This is a genomic window from Vibrio sp. 970 (genome assembly GCF_033339075.1).
The window spans coordinates 1-630 of sequence record NZ_JAWOTW010000466.1 but is presented as its reverse complement, the minus strand read 5'-3'; the positions used below and the strand labels follow the sequence as shown (position 1 = coordinate 630).

Genomic DNA, 630 nt, shown 5'->3' with positions numbered 1-630 from the left:
TCAACAAGCGCTAATACATGTACGACAACAAATAACCAGCCTTCTGTATCGCGCTTTACAGGGATTGCCGCTCCAACAAATAACTCTCCGGTTACCACTTCAATGGCACCAATTTGACAATCAATCACTTCAAATTGTTGATCATTAAATACTAAGATGCCTTTATCCGCGGGATGATCAGGCCAGATATGGCTAACGGGATGAAACGGAGTCACGTCGGTGACTACGTAGGTCACTTCATTGTGGTTTTGAACGAGTTGAATCTGAGCGTCCAACTGCCAAGTTTGATGGCAAAAACGGGTTTGTGTCGCGGTAATCGTCATGCTTTGCTTATCTTTGTGAATGTAAGAAGTTAAGGTTTTGTGCTGAGCATTTGAAGATACAGGAATCTGCACGTCATCACTAATACCACTAGAGAAAAACCGCGCAGAAGAACATTGTGATAATGATGAAAGTAAGGTTTAGAAAAGGACACATCTCACATCACTTTTAGAGGTTGCAAAAAACAGATAAAAAAATACCCAAGTAAAAACTTGGGTATCTTCAAATGCTTAAATTATTTTTTGCGGTTTTTAACCACAGACATCATACGTTTACGCTTACGCTCTTGAGACAAGGTTAGCTTGTTCG

Annotated in this window: 1 pseudogene; it reads right to left on the bottom strand. The window is 40.3% G+C overall.

Annotated features, from left to right (window positions below):
- Positions 1 to 323, bottom strand: a pseudogene (locus R7Q11_RS27335) (alanyl-tRNA editing protein); the annotation flags it as partial.
- Positions 324 to 630 lie beyond the last annotated feature (307 nt).